The organism is Cryptosporangium minutisporangium (assembly GCF_039536245.1).
Taxonomy (GTDB): Bacteria; Actinomycetota; Actinomycetes; order Mycobacteriales; family Cryptosporangiaceae; genus Cryptosporangium; species Cryptosporangium minutisporangium.
This window is the reverse complement of sequence record NZ_BAAAYN010000043.1, coordinates 14,564-29,960: the sequence shown is the minus strand read 5'-3', so window position 1 is coordinate 29,960 and position 15,397 is coordinate 14,564. Positions and strand designations below refer to the sequence as shown.

Annotated in this window: 10 protein-coding genes; 2 read left to right on the top strand and 8 right to left on the bottom strand. The window is 71.3% G+C overall.

Features of this window, described 5'->3' with window-relative positions; translation table 11 throughout:
* From ABEB28_RS29475 to ABEB28_RS29460, 4 genes are read right to left on the bottom strand one after another with little or no spacing between them, the layout of a single operon-like run.
* Complete coding sequence (locus ABEB28_RS29475; RefSeq protein ID WP_345731509.1) at window positions 1-2,961, bottom strand: PAS domain S-box protein; 2,961 nt, start codon at window positions 2,959-2,961, stop codon at window positions 1-3.
* A gap of 58 nt (window positions 2,962-3,019) precedes the next feature.
* Window positions 3,020-4,120 (bottom strand): ABC transporter permease, encoded by a 1,101-nt coding sequence (locus tag ABEB28_RS29470; RefSeq protein WP_345731508.1) that lies wholly within the window; start codon window positions 4,118-4,120, stop codon window positions 3,020-3,022.
* The gene (locus tag ABEB28_RS29465; RefSeq protein WP_345731507.1) at window positions 4,110-6,041 is read right to left on the bottom strand and encodes a sugar ABC transporter ATP-binding protein; all 1,932 of its coding nucleotides are present in this window, start codon (window positions 6,039-6,041) and stop codon (window positions 4,110-4,112) included. Before ABEB28_RS29465 ends, ABEB28_RS29470 begins: the two co-directional genes overlap by 11 nt.
* Window positions 6,038-7,078 (bottom strand): ABC transporter substrate-binding protein, encoded by a 1,041-nt coding sequence (locus tag ABEB28_RS29460; protein ID WP_345731506.1) that lies wholly within the window; start codon window positions 7,076-7,078, stop codon window positions 6,038-6,040. Before ABEB28_RS29460 ends, ABEB28_RS29465 begins: the two co-directional genes overlap by 4 nt.
* Before the next feature lie 254 nt (window positions 7,079-7,332).
* Here ABEB28_RS29460 and ABEB28_RS29455 point away from each other — a divergent pair, with 254 nt between their 5' ends.
* On the top strand, window positions 7,333-7,767 hold the full coding sequence (locus tag ABEB28_RS29455) for a CBS domain-containing protein (protein ID WP_345731505.1): 435 nt from the start codon (window positions 7,333-7,335) through the stop codon (window positions 7,765-7,767).
* Window positions 7,768-7,836: 69 nt separating this feature from the next.
* Here the strand turns inward: ABEB28_RS29455 and ABEB28_RS29450 are convergent, their stop codons facing one another.
* The gene (locus ABEB28_RS29450; protein ID WP_345731504.1) at window positions 7,837-8,982 is read right to left on the bottom strand and encodes an acyl-CoA dehydrogenase family protein; all 1,146 of its coding nucleotides are present in this window, start codon (window positions 8,980-8,982) and stop codon (window positions 7,837-7,839) included.
* Window positions 8,983-9,132: 150 nt separating this feature from the next.
* On the opposite strand from ABEB28_RS29450, the gene ABEB28_RS29445 reads away from it, so the two are divergent.
* Window positions 9,133-9,726 (top strand): TetR/AcrR family transcriptional regulator, encoded by a 594-nt coding sequence (locus tag ABEB28_RS29445; protein WP_345731503.1) that lies wholly within the window; start codon window positions 9,133-9,135, stop codon window positions 9,724-9,726.
* On the opposite strand, the gene ABEB28_RS29440 is transcribed toward ABEB28_RS29445, so the two are convergent.
* The 3 genes from ABEB28_RS29440 to ABEB28_RS29430 form a co-directional block, all read right to left on the bottom strand.
* Window positions 9,723-11,363 (bottom strand): diguanylate cyclase domain-containing protein, encoded by a 1,641-nt coding sequence (locus ABEB28_RS29440; protein WP_345731502.1) that lies wholly within the window; start codon window positions 11,361-11,363, stop codon window positions 9,723-9,725. The genes ABEB28_RS29445 and ABEB28_RS29440 overlap by 4 nt on opposite strands.
* Before the next feature lie 97 nt (window positions 11,364-11,460).
* Window positions 11,461-12,060: a DUF732 domain-containing protein gene (locus tag ABEB28_RS29435; protein WP_345731501.1), complete on the bottom strand. Its 600-nt coding sequence runs from the start codon at window positions 12,058-12,060 to the stop codon at window positions 11,461-11,463.
* Window positions 12,061-12,144: 84 nt separating this feature from the next.
* On the bottom strand, window positions 12,145-15,381 hold the full coding sequence (locus ABEB28_RS29430) for an acetyl-CoA carboxylase family protein (RefSeq protein WP_345731500.1): 3,237 nt from the start codon (window positions 15,379-15,381) through the stop codon (window positions 12,145-12,147).
* Window positions 15,382-15,397: the final 16 nt, after the last annotated feature.

The following is a 15,397-nucleotide window of genomic DNA, read 5'->3' as shown; positions in this document are numbered from 1 at the left end:
TCAGGCTCCGCTGCGCACGGGAGCGCGGACGGGGAGCGTCAGAGTCATCGTCGTGCCCTTCCCGACGGCGGACTCCGCCGTGATCCGGCCACCGTGGTGCTCGACGATCGTCTTCACGATCGACAGCCCCAGGCCGGTGCCCTGAATCGCCTCGTCCATCGCGTTGGAGGAGCGGAAGAACCGGTCGAACAGCCGGCTCTGCTCCTCCGCCGGGATGCCGATGCCGGTGTCCGTCACGGTCACCACCGCCTCGTCCCCGACGCGCCGACCGACCAGCGTGACCGTGCCGCCGGGCGGTGTGAACTTGACGCCGTTGGAGAGCAGGTTGAGCAACACCCGGTCCAGGTGGGAGGCGTCCCCGCGGACCACCCCCAGATCCACCGGGACGTCCGAGATCAGCCGCAGCTCGCGGGCCGCCGCCAGCGGGGCGACCGCACCGATCGCGGACGACAGCAACATCGCGAGGTCGACGTCGTCCCGCTTGATGCTGAACGCACCGGCATCGATCCGGGAGAGCGTGAGGAGGTCTTCGACCAGCAGCAACAACCGCTGCGAGCTGCGGTGCGCGACCTCGACCATCGCCGCCTGCTCGCCGGTGATCGGACCCACGTCGCCGTCCATCAGCAGCTCCAGGTAGCCGGAGATGCTGGTCAGCGGCGTCCGGAGCTCGTGCGACACGGTGGACACCAGATCCGTGCGCACCTGGTCGATCTCCCGCAGCCGGCGCGCGGCCTCCCGCTCGCTCTCGACCGCGTCCTTCAGCGCCTGCTCGGTCCGTTTCCGGTCGGTGATGTCCGCGAACGTGGCCACCACCCCTTCGATCTGGCCGTCCCGGCGCAGCGGCGCGGCGACGTACTCCACCGGCAACCACGAGCCGTCCCGCCGCCAGAACACCTCGGTGTCCACTCGGCGGGTGTTGCCATCGGCGCCGCTACGGACGATCGGGCAGTCGTCGACCGGGTACGGTGCGCCGTCCGCCCGATGGTGGTGCAGGACCTCGTGCCCGTCGCGCCCGATCAGATCGTCGACGTCCCAGCCGAGCAGCCGAGCAGCCTGCCGGTTGACGAACGTGATCCGGCCGTTCCGGTCCTGACCGAAGATTCCCTCGCCGGAGCAGTTCAGCAGTTGCTCGAACCGGTGCGCCAGCCGGGCCCGCTCCCGCTCCATCCGGTGGGCCTCGGTCAGGTCGAACGCGATGCCGATGAACCCCTCGACGGCGCCCTGGTCGTTCCGCACCGTCGAGACCGTGAGCAGCACCGGCAGCTTGTAGCCGTCGGCCCGGACGTAGGTCCACTCGCGGGTGGTCGGCGCGCCGTTCTGCATCAGGGCCGGGAAGACCTGCTCCGGACCGTCCACCCCGAGCTCCTCGGCGACCGCCGCCATCTCGGCCGAGTCGTGCAGAACGTCGAGCACGGGCTTGCCCACCACCTCCTCGGCTCGGTAGCCGAGCATCCGGTGGGCGCCCTCGTTGAACACCGTGATCGTGCCGTTCGGGGCGCAGCCGACGATCGCGCACTCGGTGGCGCCCCGAAGGACACCTTCGAGCAGGTCGTTGGTCTGCCGGACCGCAACCTCGGCGCGGCGGCGTTCGGTCACGTCACGAAGAATCGCGGTCGCGAACAGGCCGCGTGGGCTGTCCCAGGTCGATACCGACGCCTCGACGTGCAGCACGGTGCCGTCCGCCCGGGTGGCGTCCAGCTCGACGACCGGGTCGGGGTGGAAGTCAGCCGACGGGGGGTGGGTGATGAGTGCGGCCAATCCGCCGGGAACGACGCGGCCGAGCGGCGCACCGAGGATCGCACCCGGCTCGATGCCGAACATCCGGGCGGCGCCCCGGTTCCACGCGGTGACGTGCCCGGTGTGGTCAACCGTGACGATGGCGTCCGTCGCGGTGTCGGTCACCGAACGCAGCTCCGCGGTCATCGAGACCGCGAGTGACCGCGCCCGCGCCCGGGTGGACGTCAGAGCCAGCAGGAGCGCACCGGCCAGCATGGCCACCGCGACGCCGCTGACCGCTACCCCGAGCGGTCCGTAGCGAGCCACCGGGCCGAGGTTCGGCTTCGCGTCGAACCGGACGCGCCAGTCGCGTCCCGCGATCCGCAGGTGGGACTCCTGCGCGCTGCGGGGTGGGCTGCTCCGGTCCTCCGGTGCATGGAGGACACGGGCTCCGGCGGCCGCTCCGACGTCGTCCAGCCACAGCCGGTCGGCATCCGCGCCGAGCACGCCTGCGGTGAGGTCCCCCATCCGGAACGCCGCGTAGATCACGCCGTCGAACGCGGCCCGGCGTTCGGCGACCGTGCTCGGAATGGTCGCGGTGCGGTAGACCGGCACCATGACCAGGGCACCCTGCTGGGTGCCGGTCTCCTGCACCAGCGTGGTGGGTGCGGTGAGCCGCGGGGACGCGAGGTCGCGGGCGGCCAGCGCCGCGGCCCGGCGACGCGGTTCGCTCAGGAAGTCGAGACCCAGCGCGGCCTCGTTGCCGCCGACCGGGTCGAGGTAGCTGATCGGCAACGCGTCGCCGGTACCGGCGGGCTTGATCCGGAACTCCGGGTAGCTCAGTGCCGCGCGCGCCGCGTCGGCCGCCGCCGCCCGGGTGAAGCTCGCCCGCTGCGCGGCGTCGACGTACTGCGCCACCCCGATCACCTGGATGCCGGGGTACCGGCTCCGGACCGCGACCGAGCTCGCGTACCGGTGGTACTCGGGGCGGGTGGGCCAGCCGTCGGTCCGGACCCAGGCCGCGATCCCGCGCAGCGCCTCGATGTAGTGGTCGACCTGGCGTTCCAGGCGGTTCGCGACGACGACGGTCTGGGCCCGCGCCTCCTGCTCGCGCGTCCGCTGGCTGAGGTGGGAGGCGAGTGCGGCGGCGAAAACAGCCACCGCGATGACGATCACGGCCGTGAGCATCGCGGCACCCCAGCGAACCGCGCCCACGCGCCAGTGCAGGCCGCGCCCCTCCCTCATGAAAGCACAATAACCACAATTACGAACATTAAAGACGGATCGGAAAACCGATCAGAGGTCAGGCGCGGGCTCGGCTGTTCCACTGGTCGAAGCCCACCGCGACCAGGATCAGGACGCCGATCGCGATCTGCAGGTAGAACGCGTTGATCGCGAGCAGGTTGCCGCCGTTGTTCAGCACGCCCATGATCAGCGCCCCGGTCGCCGCGCCCAACGCCCCGCCCTTGGCGCCGAACAGGCTGGCGCCACCGATCACGCAGGCCGCGATCGCGTTGAGTTCGAAGCCGGTCCCTGCGGTCGGAATACCCGCGCCGAGCCGGGACGTGAGCAGTACGCCGCCCAACCCGGCGAGCAGCCCGGAGATCGCGTACACGGCGATCGTCACCGCGGTCACCGGAACACCGGCGAGACGCGCCGACTCCGGATTCGACCCGACCGCGTAGATGTACCGGCCGAACACCGTTCGAGTCAGCATGAACCACACCGCGATCACCACGGCGGCGGCGATCAGCAGCAAGTTCGGGATGCCGAGCACCGTGCCGTTGGCGATCTCCTGGAACCCGGTCGGCAGCCCTTGGACGGTCTTCGCGTCGGTGATCACCAGGACGACGCCGCGGGCGATGCCGAGCATGCCGAGCGTCGCGATGAACGGGGGCAGCATGGCGCGGGTGACCAGCAGGCCGTTCACGAGCCCCAGGGCGGTCCCGATCGCGACGCCGGCGGCGATCGCCGCGATGACCGGCCAGCCGGCGACCAGCAGCTGTGCGGTGACCGCGCCGGACAGCCCCAACACAGAGCCGACCGAGAGGTCGATGCCTGCGGTGAGGATCACCAGCAGCTGGCCGACCGCGATGATGCCGAAGATCGCGACCTGCCTGGCGAGGTTGGAGAGGTTGCCCGCGGTGAGGAACGTGTCGCTGGCCAGCGTCAAGGCGCCGACCGCGACCAGCAGCACGACCAGACCGCCGCTCTCCCGGCCCGCGATGTCGCCGAGCGTCAGCACCCGGTGCGACGGCAGCGTCCCGGACAGTTCCCCGGTGGGCCGGTCAGCTCTGCCGGGAGCCGCCGCTTCGGGTGGGTCGGCGGCGGGCGCCTCGGCGGCGGATTCGCTGGTGATCGTTCTGGTCGGGATCGGCTCCCGCCAGACGAGCTTAGGCACCATGACGGTCTCCCTGCGGGTCGGTCGGGCTCCCCGGATTCGGCGCCGGCGTGCCGCGCGTCCCGGCTCGCGGATCCGCCCCGTCGTCGTCCCCAGCATCTGTCCGTACGTCCGACGCATGTTCGGTCGGGGCGCTCCCGCCGGCCGGGCCGCCGCCGGGGGCAGTCTCGGGGGCGGCGGCCGAGGCCGGACCACGGCCGTCGGACGGCGCCTCGCCGGCACCGCCGGACGCGAGCCGGAGCACGTCCTCCTCGGACGCGCCGGCCGGGAGCTCACCGGCGATCGCACCGTCGCGCAGGACGATGATTCGGTCCGCGAGCCCGATCAGCTCGGGCAGGTACGACGACACGACGACGATGCCCAGCCCGCGCTGCGCGAGGTCTCCGATCACGTCGTAGAGCTCGCCCTTGGCTCCGACGTCGATGCCCTTGGTCGGCTCGTCGAACGCCAGCACCTTCGGCTCGGTCAGCAGCCAGCGCGCCAACAGCACCTTCTGCTGGTTGCCGCCGGACAGCGTCGACACCGGCTGGTCATAGGAGCCGGCTCGCAGCCGCAGCGAGTCCAGCAGCCGATCGGCGTCCGCCGCCTGCGCCTTGCCCGGCAGCAGACCGTTGCGCGATGCCCGCCGCAGGCTCGCGATCGTCACGTTCTCCCGGATCGAGAGCTCCGGCAGCAATCCGAGCACCTTACGGTCCTCGGTGAGCAGCCCGATCCCGGAGTTCATCATCGCCCGCGGCCCGGTAGGCCGGACCGTCCGGCCGTCGACCTGGATCTCCCCGGCGACGATTCGCTCCGCGCCGAAGATCGCCAGCAACAGCTCACTCCGCCCGGACCCGAGCAGCCCGCCGATGCCGACGATCTCCCCCGGGCGGACGTCCAGGTCGATCGAGGGCCCGTCGGCGGTCCGCCGCAGCCCACGCACGCGGAGCAGCGGAGCGTCGTCCGACGTCTCGCGGTGCTGTTCCGGGTAGAGCGACGTGACCTCGCGGCCGACCATCGCGGCGATCAGCCGGTTCTCGTCGTAGTCGGCCATCGGGCCGGTCTCGGACAACCCGCCGTCGCGCAGCACGGTCACGCGGTCGCCGATCTCGAACATCTCCTCCAGCCGGTGGGTCACGTAGAGCATCGCGACGCCCTGCTCCCGGAGCCGGCGGATGTGGTCGAGCAGCCGGGCCGACTCGCTCTCGGTGAGCGCGGTGGTCGGCTCGTCGAACACGATCACCTTCACCGACTCCGCGGTGAGCACCTTCGCGATCTCGACGAGCTGTTTGGTCGCCGCGGAGAGCTGCTCGACCGCCGTGTCCGGGTCGAGGTCGCCCAGCCCCACCTCCGTCAGCGCCTCACGCGCGCGGCGTCGCAGCCGACGGGAGTCGAGCAGACCCCGCCGGGCAGGCAGCCGGCCCATGAAGAGGTTTTCGGCCACCGAGAGGTGCGGGAGCAGGCTCAGCTCCTGGTACACGGCCTGTACACCGGCGGTGCGCAGGGCGGCGGGCGTCGCGGTGGTCACCTCGGCGCCGTCGATCCGGTACTCGCCGCGGTCCCGCCGAAGCGCGCCGGTCAGCACCCGGATCAGCGTCGACTTCCCGGCTCCGTTCTCGCCTGCCAGGCAGTGCACCTCGCCGGGGATCAACCGCAGCGAGACGTCGTTGAGCGCCTGGACCGGGCCGAAGGCCTTCGACACACCGGTGAGCTCGAGCACCGGCTCTCGGGCGTCCGTTCCAGTGCCCGCGGGGGCGTCCACCGGGGCCGGCACCTCGGAAGCGGACCCGGCCAGCGGCGCACCGTCCGGCGCGTCCACCGGTACCGGCCCGCCGTCGACCGGTGGGTCATCGGCCGATCGCTCTGCCGGCACCGGCCGGCCGGTCACCGGGTCGACCGGCGCGGAGGCCGACGCCGGATCGAACGGATCGGCGCCGCGGCTCATGAGCCGGGCTCGGCGGTCGGCGGCTCGAGCAGCGACTTCACCTCGGGCGTATTGCGGTTCTTCTGGTCGGCGACGACGGCGCCGGGGTCGATGTCGCGCGGCGGGGTACGGTCGACCGCCGCCATCGCCGAGGCGAGCACGCCTTGGTAGCCGAAGAAGTACGGGTTCTGGACGACGAGCGCGTCGATCGTGCCGTTGTCCAGCGCGGCGTTCTCCTGCGGGTCGGAGTCGAACGCGACAACCGGGATCCGGTCGGCGGCCTTGTTGTCGGCGACCGCGCGGGCCGCACCGACTCCGGACGTGTTGTTGTCCGCGAACACCCCGAGCAGGTTCTCGTTGGCGGTGATCGCATCGTTGACCTGCGACGCCGCGGTGTTGATGTCGTTGTTGTTGTACCGCTGGAGCTTCGAGTCGACGCCGGGGCAGCCCTCGGCGAGGCCCTGCCGGAAGCCGCGGTCGCGGTCGACCAGCGACTGGATGCCGGCCACCGACGACTCGACCAGCACCGCGCCGGACGTCCGGCCCTGCGCCTTGAGCAGCTCGCACATCCGGCGCCCGGCCTGCTGACCGGCCTTGACGTTGTCGGTGCCGATGAACCCCTCGGACTGGGTGGTGATCCGGGTGTCGACGGTGATGACCTTGACGCCGGCCTCGCGGGCCCGCTCGATCACCGAGTTCAGCGCGCTGGAGGAGTTCGGCGCGATCACGATGCCGTCGACGCCGCGGGAGATCGAGTTCTCGACGAGCTGCACCTGCTCGTCGATGTTGGTCTCGGACGTCGGGCCGAACGTGTTGACCTCGATGCCGAAGTCGTCGGCGGCGTGCTCCGCACCGGCGAGCATGACCTGCCAGAACGACGAGTCGCTGGCCTTGATGATCACGTCGATCCGGGTGCCGCTGGCGGCCCCGCCGTCACCGCCGCCTCCGCCGTCCGAACCCGAGCCGGATGCTCGGCCGACCACCACCCCGGCGACGATCGCCACCAGCGCGATGATCGCGACGAAAGAGAGGGAGAACACCGTCCGGGTCCGCGCCATAACGACCTCCCCGAGACCCACATCGCCGGCACCGTTGCCGTCAGTGTGATCTAGGTCTCTCTACGGTGCGCCCTTCTGCCCCGGATATCTAGAAATCGCCAGAAGTCATCAGTAGTCCATAGAAGACTGTGTCTTTTCGGACGAGACGCGTCGCATCGGACCCTTGACGCGACAAGTCTCGAACCGGTACCCAGGGGGAACGCATCCGGCCGCCCTTGGGATGCGTCCTCCATCTGCGTTGGGAGCGATGCCCGATGTTGATCAGCGATGTCCTGCGCAGCAAGTCCGGTGGCTCCACGGTTGCGACCGTGGGGCCGGAGATCACCGTCCGCGCACTCTTGGCGCAACTAGCCGAGTACAACTTCGGGGCGCTCGTCGTCTCGACCGATGGAACCACGATCGCCGGGATCGTGTCGGAACGAGATATCGTGCGCCGCTTGCACGAGCACGGCGCCCGGTTGCTCGACGAGAGCGTGTCGTCGATCATGACCGTCGACGTGCACACGTGCCGGAGCAGCGACGACGTCGCGAAGATCCGGGAGACGATGACCAAACACCGCATCCGGCACCTGCCGGTGGTGGAAGACGGCAAGCTCGTCGGGTTGGTGAGCATCGGGGACGTCGTGAAGAGCACGATTTCCGAACTGGAGTCCGAAAAAGAACAACTAGTCGGCTACATCACGAGCTGACGCTGCGGAACGATGTGGCGCTGGGCTCGTCATAGCGGGCCCAGCGCCACATCGTTCTTCGGGTTCCGTCTAGAAGCCCAGGTCGCGGCCGATCAGTTCCTTCATGATCTCGTTGGAGCCGGCCCAGATGCGCGTGACGCGGGCGTCCATCCAGGCGCGGGCCGCGCGGTACTCGGTCATGTACCCGTAGCCACCGTGGATCTGGACGCACGCGTCCAGCACCTCGCCCTGCACCTGGGCGCTCCACCACTTCGCCTTCGCCGCGTCCACGGCGGTGAGCTCACCGGCCGCGTGGGCGGCGATGCACTGGTCGACGAACGCCTGGGTGACCTCGACCCGCGTCACCATGTCCGCGAGCACGAACTTGGTGTTCTGGAAGCTTCCGATCGCCTGACCGAAGGCCTTCCGCTCACGGGCGTACTCGATCGTCTCGGTGAGGATCTGCGCCGCGTGCGCGATGTTCGACACCGCGGCACCGATCCGCTCCTGCGGGAGGCGTTCCATCATGTGGATGAATCCGCGGTCGACTTCGCCGATCAGGCTCTCGGCGGGCAGCCGGACATTGTCGAAGAACAGCTCGGCGGTGTCCGCCTCGGGCTGACCGACCTTCTCCAGCTTGCGCCCGCGCTCGAAGCCCGGCGTCCCGGCCTCGACGACGAACAGCGAGATGCCCTTGGCGCGCTTCTCCGGGCTCGTCCGGGCGGCGACCACGACCAGGTCGGCGGAGTAGCCGTTGGTGATGAACGTCTTCGACCCGTTGAGCACCCAGTCCGAGCCGTCGCGGACCGCGGTGGTCTTCAAGCCGGCGAGGTCGGAGCCGCCGCTCGGCTCGGTCATGCCGATCGCGGTGGTGAGCTCACCGGTGCAGAACCCGGGCAGCCAGCGCTGCTTCTGCGCGTCGTTGGTGAGCTCGATCAGGTACGGCGCGACGACGTCGACGTGGATGCTGAACGACGAGGAGAACGCCACCCCGACGCGCGCCAGCTCCTCGCTGAAGATCGCGTTGAAGCGCCAGTCGCCGGCCGCGCTGCCGCCGTACTCCTCCGGCACCTCGAGGCCGAGGAAGCCCTGCTTGCCTGCTTCGAGCCAGACGTCCCGGGCGATCTGCTTGTCGGCGATGAACTCGTCGTGCCGAGGCAGGATCGACCGGGTGACGAACTCCCGGACCGACGCCCGGAACGAGTCGTGGTCCTCGGTAAAGATAGTCCGCTTCACGACGATTCCTCCGCGATGAATAAGCGCTTGCTTAGGAGGGTGACGTGTCCTCTCGGCCTCGTCAACGCGCCGTGACGAAGCCCACGACCACCCCTGGCCCATACCCTCAGCCGCACTACTCGGGGGCGGCGGAGGGCGCAGAATGGCGGCATGACGCGGGAGACCCCGGTGCTCCGGACGGATCCGGTACAGCGGCTACTGGGTGCCGCGACCGAGGCGTTCGCCGAACGCGGCTTCCACGCCACCACCACCCGCGACATCGCCGGTCGGGCGGGGATGAGCCCGGCGGCACTGTACGTGCACTTCCGGTCGAAGGAGGAGGTGCTCTACCACATCGCCCTGCGCGGCCACCGAGAAGCGCGCCAGATCGTCGCGGACGCTCCGGCCGGGCTGGCGACGCACGCCGAGCGGCTCCGCGCGATGGTGCACGACTTCGCGTGCTGGCACGCGGGCGAGCACACGATGGGCCGAGTGGTCCAGTACGAGCTGGACGCGCTGGATCCGGCCCACCGCACCGAGGTGGTACTGCTCCGCGAGCAGATCGAGAGCGACGTCCTGGGTGAGATCTCGGCCGGCATCGCTACGGGTGAGTTCGGGACGCCGGACGCCAAGGGCGCGACGCTAGTGCTCCTGTCGCTCTGCGTCGACGTGGCGCGCTGGTACCGCCCGGACGGTCGCCTCTCCCCCGCCGAGATCGGAGACCTCTACGGGAACACCGCACTCCGGGTCGTAGCGGCGCGTTAGTCGGCGAGCACCGGACGCCCGAGCCGCTGACGCTTGGACTCGTACATCGCGACGTCGGCGCGGTCGATCAGGACGTCCGCCTCGACCTCGGTCGCCGACCACGCGACCCCGATACTCGCCTTCGGGGTCATCTCGGTCCCGCCGAGGGCCAGCGGCTCGCCGAGGGCGTCCGCGAGCCGCCCCGCGACCGCGAGCGCCACCTCGGCGCTCGGCACGTTGCGACACACCACCAGGAACTCGTCACCGCCCAGGCGCCCGACCAGGTCGTCGGTGCGGGCCGCCGAACGCAGCCGACGCGCGACCGCCACCAGCAGCTGGTCGCCCGCGCTGTGCCCGAGCTGGTCGTTGACCTCTTTGAAGTGGTCCACGTCGAAGAACACCACCGACGTGCCGGTCCCCCCGGCGTGCGTGGCGCCCAGTGCCTGTTCCAACTCGTCGAGGATCGCGGCCCGGTTGAGGCTCTGCGTCAGCGCGTCGTACGTGGCGCGCTGACGCAGCTCGTCCCGGAGGCGGGCGTCCTCGGTGACGTCGTTGACGCTGAGCAGACCACCGGTGACCACGCCCGCGGCGTCCCGAATCGGCCGCAGCCGCAGGTGGCAGCGGCGGGCCTGGCGCAGCCTGACTTCCAGGTCCCGGTCCTCCCCGGCGATCACCGCGGTCAGCGCCTCCTCGACCACTGGACGGTCGACCGGCAGCACTCCGGCCAAGTGCTGCGCGACGCTGACGGCACGAGGCACACCGAGGAGCGTCCGGATCCGCTCGTTGCAGTACTGGACGCTGCGGTCGGGGCCGAACTGGAGCAGGCCGAGCGGCAGCGCCTCGGTCAGCGCCCGCAGCAGGCTCTCGCTCGCGGCCAGCGCTTCCTGAGCCGCCATCTCCTCGGCGATGTTCAGCATCTCGGCGGCGACGTCCTGCCGATCGGGGTCGCGCAGCCGGTTCTGGTTCGTGACCTCCATCCAGACCCAGGATCCGTCCTTGTGCCGGTGGCGCAGCCGGACCCGGCTCTGCGAACCGGGCCGGGCGAGCATCTCCATCCAGTTCTCGATTGCCCGCTCGTGGTCGTCGGGGTGCACGAAGTCGGCGGCCCGACGCCCGACCACGTCGTCCGCCTCCCAGCCGAGGATGCGCGTGAACGCAGCGTCGACCTCGAGGAAGTGGGACTGGGCGTCCTTCCGCACCGCCGAGCGTCGGGGCTGGTAGACCCGGGAGGGGGCGGAACCGTGCTCCCGGCGCGCCGTGCCGACCAGCACTCCGATCATGACGCCGTGCGCCTCCGTGACGTCGACGAAGTGCAGCCGGGTCTCGGCGTCCGGCTCATCCAGGAGGTGCATGTCGGTGCTGGCCACGCCGTGCTCCTGGGCACGGCGCCAGGCGTCGATGACCGACACCATGTCGGACGTCGGAACGATCTCCAGCGCAGATGCGTGCCCGTGCAGAATCCGATGCCCGCTGCCCAGCGGTATCGAGTCCGGCATGTCGGTGAACAGCCCGTCCGGCGCGATCGCCATGACCTCCGCGTCGGGCACCTGTTCGAGAAAGTACCGAAGGACGCGATCACGGGTGGCGGCGTCGAGCGGATCGCCGCGGCCCGCGATCTCGGGCCCGGCCATGGCCGGCCCCGCGCCGTCCGTCGTCATGTCCGTCACATCGGCACCGGGACGCGGCGCCTGAGCGGGACGCGCCGAGGGCGCGCCGGTCGGCGCGCCCTCGGTTTACCCAGCTCAGCGTGGAGAACTAAGCGATCGTCACCTTGCTCCGGAGCGCCGGGCACAGGTTCTGGGTCGCGGCGTTCAGCACGCTCAGCGCGGCCTGGCGCGGCTTGGTCGGGTTCTGCTCGGCGACCAGCCACTGCGTGACGTCCATGACCACCCGGGACTGGTCGTACGTCGCCAGCGCGTCGCACGTCTCCTCGCCGAGCTGGACCATCTTGGGCTGGTAGCCGACCACTCGGTAGACCTCGGACGACAGCGTGACCAGGTACTTGGTGTAGCGCAGGTCCGGGTCGGCGCAGTTCTTGCCGGCGTAGTACGTCTTCGGCAGCGACGCGTCCGGGACGCACGTGTTGGTCACCGTCGCCATGAACGGCCGGACGGTCGCGGCGGCCGTGGTGGCGGCTGCGCTCGCGGTCGGTGTCGCCGCCGCGGTCGGCGCCGCGGAGGCGGACGCGGTCGGCGTGGCGGCGTTCGCCGCAGCCGGTCCGCCGGTCAGGGTCTCAATCGCGTTCTGCAATCCCTTCGGCGCGCCGACATCCGCCGCGCTCGCGCCCCACACGACCATGCCTACGACGGCGGCGACGGCTAGCAGCCGCAGTCCGAAACTGACTCGGTACCCCATGACGATCCTTCCCCTCCGGCAACGAACTCACCGGAACAGACCGTCGAACCACCTCCGTGATACCGATGCGCACGAATGTGGTCGTCACCACACGTCGACGAATCCGCGACGATGCTCGCCAGGGTGCGCAGAACGCAGCACGGTGAGGATCAGCCGCCGGGTGTCGGCGGGATCGACGACGTCGTCCAGCTCGCCGTAGGTCGCGGCCGAGAGCGCCTTGCCCCGTTCGTACAGCGCCGCCACCGCGGCCTCGAAGAACTGCTGCCGCTCGACCGGATCGGCGATCGCCTCCAGCTCTTTGCGAGCCCCGAGCCGGACCGCGCCCTCGAAGCCCATCGCACCGAGTTCGCCGGTCGGCCAGGCCACGGTGAGCAACGGGTTCAGCAGGCTGCCGCCGGTCATCGCCTGGGCACCCAGGCCGTACGCCTTGCGCAGCACGACCGCGACGAGCGGGACGGTCAGCGCGGCACCCACCACGAAGAGGCGGCTGCAGTGCCGCACCAGGGCGGTCTTCTCGGCGTCCGGGCCGACCATCATTCCGGGCGTGTCGACGAGCGAGATCACCGGCAGCCGGTGGGCCTCGCAGAGCTGCAGGAACCGAGCCGCCTTGTCGGCGCCGTCGCTGGTGATCGCGCCCGCCAGGTGCAGCGGGTTGTTCGCCAGGACGCCGACCGGCCGCCCGTCGATCCGGGCCAGCGCGGTGACCATCCCGGGCGCGAACCCGCTCCGCAGTTCGAGCACGGAACCGGTGTCGCAGAGTCCCTCGACGATCCGCCGCACGTCGTAGACGCGCAGCCGGTTCTCCGGGATCGCCTGACGCAGCAACCGCTGGTCAACGGCGTCGCCGCTGGGCAGCGCCCCTTGGAAGTAAGAGAGCGCCTGCTTCGCGGCGGCGACCGCGGCCGCGTCGTCGTCCACCAAGACGTCGAGGACGCCGTTCGCGGCCTGCACCGCCGCCGGGCCGACCTCGTCGGGGGCGACCACCCCGAGGCCGCCGCCCTCGATCATCGCCGGGCCACCCATCCCGAGCGACGCGTCGCGGGTGCCGATGATCAGATCGGAACAGCCGGCCAGCGCCGCGTTCCCGGCGAAACAACGTCCGGAGACGACCGCGATCCGCGGCACCAGCCCGGACAGGCCCGCCCACAGCGTGAACGCCTGTGTGTCGAGGCCGGACACGGTCTGCACGTCGACGTCGCCGGGGCGCCCGCCACCGCCCTCCGCGAACAGCACGACCGGACGCCGCAGGCGCTCGATCACCTCGAACAGCCGGTCCTTCTTCTTGTGACCGGCCATGCCCTGGGTGCCGGCCAGCACCGTGTAGTCGTAGCTGAGCACCGCCGCCTGGGCCCGGTCGTCGGCGAACAGGTCTCCGTTGATCCGCCCCAGCCCGGCGACCACACCGTCGGCCGGAGTTTTGGCCACCAGCTCGTCGAGCGAACGGCGGGTGCGCTGCGCCGCGACGACCAGACCGCCGTACTCCACCCAGGTACCCGGTTCGACCAGGTCAGCGAGGTTCTCTCGGGCCGTCCGGCGCCCACGCGCGTGCCGCTTCGCCACTGCCTCCGGGCGAGCGGCGTCCTGCAGCAGCGCCTGCCGCCCGAGGACGTCGGCCAGGTCGGAGCGGATCGCGTCCGGGTCGTGGTCGGCGGCCTCGACGGCCGCGTCCTCGCCGGCGTCACCGGGCAGCACGACGGCCACGACCGCACCCTCGACGACCGGATCACCGGCCGCCACCGGCACCGCCACCACCGTGCCGTCGACCGGCGCGGCGACGACGTGCTCCATCTTCATCGCCTCGACCACCACGAGCTCCTCGCCCGCGCGCACGGACCGGCCGACCTCGGCCCGGACCGCGGCGACCACACCGCGCAGGTCGGCGGTGGCCGGGACCGTACCCGGCTGAGTGTCTGCGGTGGTCACCGTCTCGGCAGCGGACGCTGCCCGCAGCACGTCGGGGTGGTCGGCGAGGAAACCGGTGGTGACCGTCCCGGCAGCGAGCCCGTCGCGGAACGCGGGGTGCGCCACGATCGCCGCCAGCGCGGGCAGGTTCGTCGCGACGCCGTCGAGCCGGGTCTCGGCCAGCGCCCGCTCGAGTCGACGGAGCGTTCCACCCGGGCCGTCCGGCGCGGACACCACGACCTTCGCCAGCAGACTGTCGAACCGGGCGGAGACCGCGTCGCCCACCCGAGCCGCGGTGTCGACCCGGACGCCAGGGCCGCCAGGCAACGTGACGGTGGTGAGCGTGCCGGTGGACGGCGTCGGCGAGCCGTCGGGGCGGTAGGACTCCGCGTTCACCCGGGCCTGGATCGCGCACCCGACCGGTGGCGGCGGCGTCGCGAGACCGACGTCGTCCAGCGTCGCACCGGCGGCGATCCGCAGTTGAGCTGCTACCAGGTCGACCCGGTGGACCTCCTCGGTGACCGTGTGCTCCACCTGAAGTCGAGGGTTGACCTCCAGGAAGGCGAACGGTTCCGGGGCTCCCGCCGTGAGCGCATCGGCGTCCACCAGGAACTCGACCGTGGCCAGGCCGCGGAACCCGACCGCCGCGGTCAACCGGGTGGCAGCGTCGGCCAGCGCCGCACGCACTGCCGGCGGCAGTGCCGGAGCGGGCGCCACCTCGACGAGCTTCTGGTGCCGCCGCTGCACCGAACAGTCCCGGTCGCCGATCGCCACCACCGCGCCGGTGCCGTCGCCGACCACCTGCACCTCGACGTGCCGGGCGGCGGCCAGGTACTGCTCGACGTAGACGTCCTCCCGGCCGAACGCCGAGCGCGCCTCCGAGCGGCACCGTTCGTACGCGTCGGCGAGCTGCCCGGCGTCGCGTACCACGCGCATGCCCAGCCCGCCGCCGCCCGCCACCGCCTTGACGATGACCGCGCCGTGCTTCTCCAGCAGCTTCTCCGCCTCGGCGAGCGTCGACCCGCCGGCCGCGACCGGGATCCCCAGGTCCGCGGCGAGCGCACGAGCACTGGTCTTGTCGCCGAGCCGGTCGAGGACGTCGGGCTCCGGCCCGACGAACGTCAGGCCGGCCGCGGCGCACGCCCGAGCGAACTCGGCGCTCTCCGAACGGAAGCCGTAGCCGGGGTGGACGAGCGTGCACCCGGTCTCGACGCCGGCGGCCACCAGCGCGTCGACGTCGAGGTAGGCCGCCGGACCAGCGCCGGGCTGCGGGCGCGCGTCGTCGGCGAGCCCGACGTGAGCGGCGCCCGCGTCGTCGGCCGCGTACACGGCTGTGGTGGCCCAGCCGAGCTCACGCGCGGCCCGGAGTACCCGGACCGCGATCTCACCTCGGTTGGCGACGAGCACCCGCGTTGACATGGGTACTTTCTACCGC

What these genes read in the sequence shown, in the direction of transcription:
- ABEB28_RS29470 (WP_345731508.1), bottom strand. Translation starts at nt 4,120, where the DNA reads ATGGTGCCTAAGCTCGTCTGGCGGGAGCCGATCCCGACCAGAACGATC.
- ABEB28_RS29455 (WP_345731505.1), top strand. Translation starts at nt 7,333, where the DNA reads ATGTTGATCAGCGATGTCCTGCGCAGCAAGTCCGGTGGCTCCACGGTT.
- ABEB28_RS29465 (WP_345731507.1), bottom strand. Translation starts at nt 6,041, where the DNA reads ATGAGCCGCGGCGCCGATCCGTTCGATCCGGCGTCGGCCTCCGCGCCG.
- ABEB28_RS29460 (WP_345731506.1), bottom strand. Translation starts at nt 7,078, where the DNA reads ATGGCGCGGACCCGGACGGTGTTCTCCCTCTCTTTCGTCGCGATCATC.
- ABEB28_RS29475 (WP_345731509.1), bottom strand. Translation starts at nt 2,961, where the DNA reads ATGAGGGAGGGGCGCGGCCTGCACTGGCGCGTGGGCGCGGTTCGCTGG.
- ABEB28_RS29435 (WP_345731501.1), bottom strand. Translation starts at nt 12,060, where the DNA reads ATGGGGTACCGAGTCAGTTTCGGACTGCGGCTGCTAGCCGTCGCCGCC.
- ABEB28_RS29430 (WP_345731500.1), bottom strand. Translation starts at nt 15,381, where the DNA reads ATGTCAACGCGGGTGCTCGTCGCCAACCGAGGTGAGATCGCGGTCCGG.
- ABEB28_RS29445 (WP_345731503.1), top strand. Translation starts at nt 9,133, where the DNA reads ATGACGCGGGAGACCCCGGTGCTCCGGACGGATCCGGTACAGCGGCTA.
- ABEB28_RS29440 (WP_345731502.1), bottom strand. Translation starts at nt 11,363, where the DNA reads ATGACGACGGACGGCGCGGGGCCGGCCATGGCCGGGCCCGAGATCGCG.